This is a genomic window from Bradyrhizobium sp., assembly GCF_049512235.1.
Taxonomy (GTDB): domain Bacteria; phylum Pseudomonadota; class Alphaproteobacteria; order Rhizobiales; family Xanthobacteraceae; genus Bradyrhizobium.
Map to the genome: position 1 here is coordinate 1 of NZ_JBEKXH010000523.1, position 4,303 is coordinate 4,303.

Annotated in this window: 3 protein-coding genes; 2 read left to right on the top strand and 1 reads right to left on the bottom strand. The window is 65.4% G+C overall.

Going from position 1 to position 4,303, the window contains the following annotated elements:
* Window positions 1-1,073: 1,073 nt before the first annotated feature.
* Together ABSG20_RS30920 and ABSG20_RS30925 are read left to right on the top strand one after the other, a co-directional pair.
* The gene (locus ABSG20_RS30920; RefSeq protein ID WP_490338351.1) at window positions 1,074-2,138 is read left to right on the top strand and encodes an LLM class flavin-dependent oxidoreductase; all 1,065 of its coding nucleotides are present in this window, start codon (window positions 1,074-1,076) and stop codon (window positions 2,136-2,138) included.
* Between the two features lie 13 nt (window positions 2,139-2,151).
* Window positions 2,152-3,390, top strand: a complete 1,239-nt coding sequence (locus tag ABSG20_RS30925; protein ID WP_423868249.1) for an SfnB family sulfur acquisition oxidoreductase — start codon at window positions 2,152-2,154, stop codon at window positions 3,388-3,390.
* Window positions 3,391-3,447: 57 nt separating this feature from the next.
* Here the strand turns inward: ABSG20_RS30925 and ABSG20_RS30930 are convergent.
* Window positions 3,448-4,303, bottom strand: an 856-nt coding sequence (locus ABSG20_RS30930) for an amidohydrolase family protein (protein WP_423868250.1), incomplete at its 5' end; no start/stop codon positions are given.

Consider the following 4,303-nt stretch of genomic DNA (forward strand, 5'->3'; position numbering starts at 1 on the left):
ATTTGGACCGTCCAACATTGCCATGGTGGAGTCCTTTGTCATCTCGCGCTCAAGCTCGCTCTTTCCAGGTCGCAAACTGGGCGAGGTTTCTCGAAACGGTTCCAGGATTGGCGCGCGACAGAGCTTCACCCGTGACGGCCGGGAGCATGATGGCAGGTTTGCGATCGCCCGGGACCGCAATACGACCGTCGCGATCCTGATCGCATCGATGCAGTTGGGCGGCGCGACGCACGCCGGGCACGGGTCTTCAACTACGCGCCGACCGAGGAGCTTCGCCGTCAATCCGCGCCTTCGGCGTTCTCGTCGAGACGTCAAGGCCTTTCAATTGCAAACCCGATCGAAATAGCACGATGCGCACGGCGCGCCGTGGTTCCTCGCCGATGGCTGCCCCGCGCCCCGCGAGCCGCTCTTGCGGCCATCGGTTGGCAAATGGCCTGCATCCAGATCGCGCGCCAGCATACCCCGCTGTTGTGGTTCTTTCGGCTCGTGTGCGGCAGTCGGCCGGCCTGTTCGCGCATCATTCAAGCGAGGTTCGATCGCCGTGATTCAGATCGCGCTTCATCGCGGGTTTTCGTGGGTTTTCGCGTGTTGTGATGAGATGCAGTAGGGGCGGGGGAATGCCGGCGACGGATTGCAAGATAAAAGCGCCGACGTCTGTCGGGCGCATCTGGTTGGCCGGGTTGAGGTTTCGCGATGCTGCTCGAATCGCATCGCTGGCGCTTCTCATAGAAATGCTAGCGAAATCAAATCCCGCAGCGCCATCCCTACGTTTGGTAGGTCCGCGTTGGCCGTATGATCCCGTGGTTGGTCGGATAGTTGTCCCGAGCTCTGCGTGCCTTGAAGTCTCAGCCGATGCGGTTTTCGAAGGCATCGACGTCAGGACAATAGGTTTCCGCCAAGCCTGCGAAATTCGACATGCGGTGCTCCGCACAGACCGATCTTTGGAACCCGCTGGCACTCGATCGAACTTATGATCGCCTGCGGTTAACGTCGCAGGCAGTCGCGGCGCCGCTGGTCCATTCGTCCGCGCCGGGCTCTGGGCTGCCTTCGTAACGGCCGGCGCGGGATAGCCGATCTTGACCGCATCTTCCCTGCGCTTCGGAGTCTGGGCGCTGACCCATGGCAGCTGGGCCTCCCGCCATCATCCGCTCGATCCGCCCGATGCGTCCTGGGAGCGCAACCGGCGCCAGATCCTGGAGGCCGAGGCGCTCGGCTATGAATCGACCCTGCTCGCCCAGCACATCATCCATCCGAGCGGTGACGAACAGGACCTGCTGGAAAACTGGACCGGTGCCGCGGCGCTTGCCGCCATCACCAGCAAGATCGAATTGATCGCAGCGATCAAGCCGCTCTTGATCCATCCGGTGGTGCTTGCCAAGATGGCGCTGCAGATCGAGGCCATCAGCGGCGGACGTTTCGGGATCAACCTGGTCAATGGCTGGTATCGGCCGGAACTGGAGCGCGCCGGGATCGACTTTCCGCCCCATGACGACCGTTACGCCTATGGCCGCGAATGGATCGAAATCGTGCAGGGGCTGACCTCGGGTCGTCGTGTCGATTTTGCCGGGCGTCATTTCAACGTCGACAGCTATCAGCTCAATCCGAAGGACCGGTTTCGCGAACGGCCGACGATCTATCTCGGCGGCGAATCCGAACCGGCGCGCGCGCTCGCCGCCGCCGCGGCCGATGTCTATTTCATGAACGGTCAGCCGCTCGCCGATATCCGCGCGCTGATCCAGGATGTGGCGCGCCGGCCGCGGCGGGGCCCGCCGCTGCGATTCGGTATGGCCGCCTTCGTGATTGCCCGCGACACCGACGCCGAGGCGGAGGCGGAGCTCGCCAACCTGTTCACGATCTCCGAAAAGGACAAGCCGACGCGTGCCGCAGTGGTGGCCAATGCCGATCCCGAGGCGCAAATGTTCAAGACCGCCGCCAAGGAGCCGCGGGTTGGGACCAATGGCGGCACCTCGGCGCGGCTGGTCGGCAGCTATGAAACGGTGGCTAACCGCATTCTGGCGTTTCACGCCGCTGGCGTCGAGCTGTTCATGCTGCAGTTCCAGCCGGTGGATGAGAACATGCGGCGCTTCGCTGAGCAGGTGATTCCGCGGGTACGCCGGCTGCAGGCGCGGGCGGCATGAGAAGGAGCGGAGCATGAGCGCCGATCGAAGCAGCGCTGCGCTACGAAGCGTCGATGCCATCGCCGATCGCGGTCCGGTTCGCGTCATCGGCAGCGACGCCGAAGCCATCGAGGTGGTCGGCCGACTGGCCGTCGAGTTCCGCAAGGGGGCCGTGGCCCGCGACCGCTCCGGCGAACTGCCGGCCGCGGAAATCGAGCAGCTCACGCAATCCGGCTTTTATGGAATCACCGTCCCGGAACGCTTCGGCGGCGCCAACGTATCGGCGGTCACGGTCGCGGAGAGCTTTCGGATTCTCTCGGCCGCGGATTCCAGCATTGGCCAGATCCCGCAGAACCATTTCTGCTGGCTGCCCGTGGTCTCCAACGGCTCGCCCGCACAGGCCGAGTTCTTCTACCGGCGCTTCCTGGCCGGCGAGCGGATCGGCAACGCCCATTCGGAGGACACGCGCCGCCGGCCCGGCGATTACGAGCACGTGCTGGAGCGTGTGCCAGGCGGTTTTCGGGTGACCGGCCGCAAGTTCTACTCGACCGGCGCGATCTTCGCGCAATGGATCCCTTTCGTGGCCAATCTCGGCGAAGACGCCAAGTCCCACATGTTCTTCGTGCCTCGTTCGGCCGAAGGCATTGAGATCGTCAACGACTGGGACGGCATGGGTCAGCGCACAACCGCGAGCGGCACCACCATCTTCACCAACACCTTTGTCGCCGATGACTACGTGTTTCCGTTGCGCGCCGAGACCGATACCGGGCGCTCTTTCGCGCTGAACGCCAGCCTGATCCACGCCGCGATCGATGTCGGCATCGCCGAGGAAGCCCTGGCCGACGCACGCGACTACATCCTCACCGCCAACCGCCCCTGGATCAATAATCCGTACGACGAGCACGCCAAGGAGCCGTTCGTGATCCGCGAGTTCGGCCGCCTTGGCGTCGAGGCGCGGTCCGCGCATGTCGCACTGCTGCACGCCGCCCGCCTGATCGACGCGGCACGTGCGGCGCCGACCCATCAGGCCCTGCTCGCGGCGCGGATGGCGATCGCCGATGCCCGCATCCTCTCCAGCGAGGCCGCAACTGCGGTCGCCGACCGGTTCTTTCTGCTCACCGGGGCACGGGCGACCCGCGCCCAATACGGCCTCGATCGCCACTGGCGCAACGCCCGCACCCATTCGCTGCACGATCCGCTGCGCTGGAAGGAGTTTCATCTCGGCAACTTCTATCTCAACGGCATCGAGCCGCCGCCGGCCTCCTACATCTGACCGTCCAAATCTATGGCGTAGCTTCAGCGTTGCCGCCGCCCGTCGCTCGCCTCTGCCTCACAGGCCGAGCAATTCTCGCGCATTGCCGCCGGCGATCTTTCGCTGATCGGTGGGGTCGAATCCCGCCGCTGTCAGCGACGCCGCGAGGCGTCCGGCAATCGGCTCATCGCTGACGATTGGCCAGTCGCTGCCGGCCAGCACGTGGTCAACGCCGAGGATGTCGGCGGCGGCGCGGATCAGCACCGGATCGAAACCCATGGTGTCGATATAGACGTGCTGGCGAAGCAGGGCACCGACATCGGGCCGGTTGTCACCGTGGGTGCCGAAACCCCTGACATGCAGCAGGCCACCGATGGCGAGATTGGTGACTACGACGCGCAGCCGGGGCAGGGCCTCGAATACGCCGCCCTCGACGAGCGCAATCAGCGTGGCCGCATTGATGGTGCCGCGCGCGAACAGGGTGCCGACCTGGCCGTAGCGGGCGAGCTGCTCGGTCAGCCCCTTGGGATTGACCGGATGGGCGAACACCGGGACGCCGAGGTCGGCCGCCGCCGTCAGCACCGGTCGTGCCTCCGGCGCATCAAGCAGCCGGCCATCCTGTTCGCTTTCGAGGAACACGCCGCGCAGCTTCAGCACGCGCACCGCGCGCGTCAGTTCGTCGGCCGCCGCTTCCCCGCCGAAGGCGTTCACCGAGGCGATGCCGTGCAGTCGCCCCGCTTGCTCCGCGACCAGTTCCGCCACCTGATCGTTGACGCGGCGGAAGGTGTCGGCCGGCGGCGCCTCCCTTGCGACAGAGAACAACGCGGTTGGAATATTCACCACGCGCCCGTCAAGGTCGCCGCTATCGATCGCTTCGGTGAGCGCGCGGCGGTCAGCGAGACGGCGATTGATGCGTTCCCATCGCGCCCGCTGG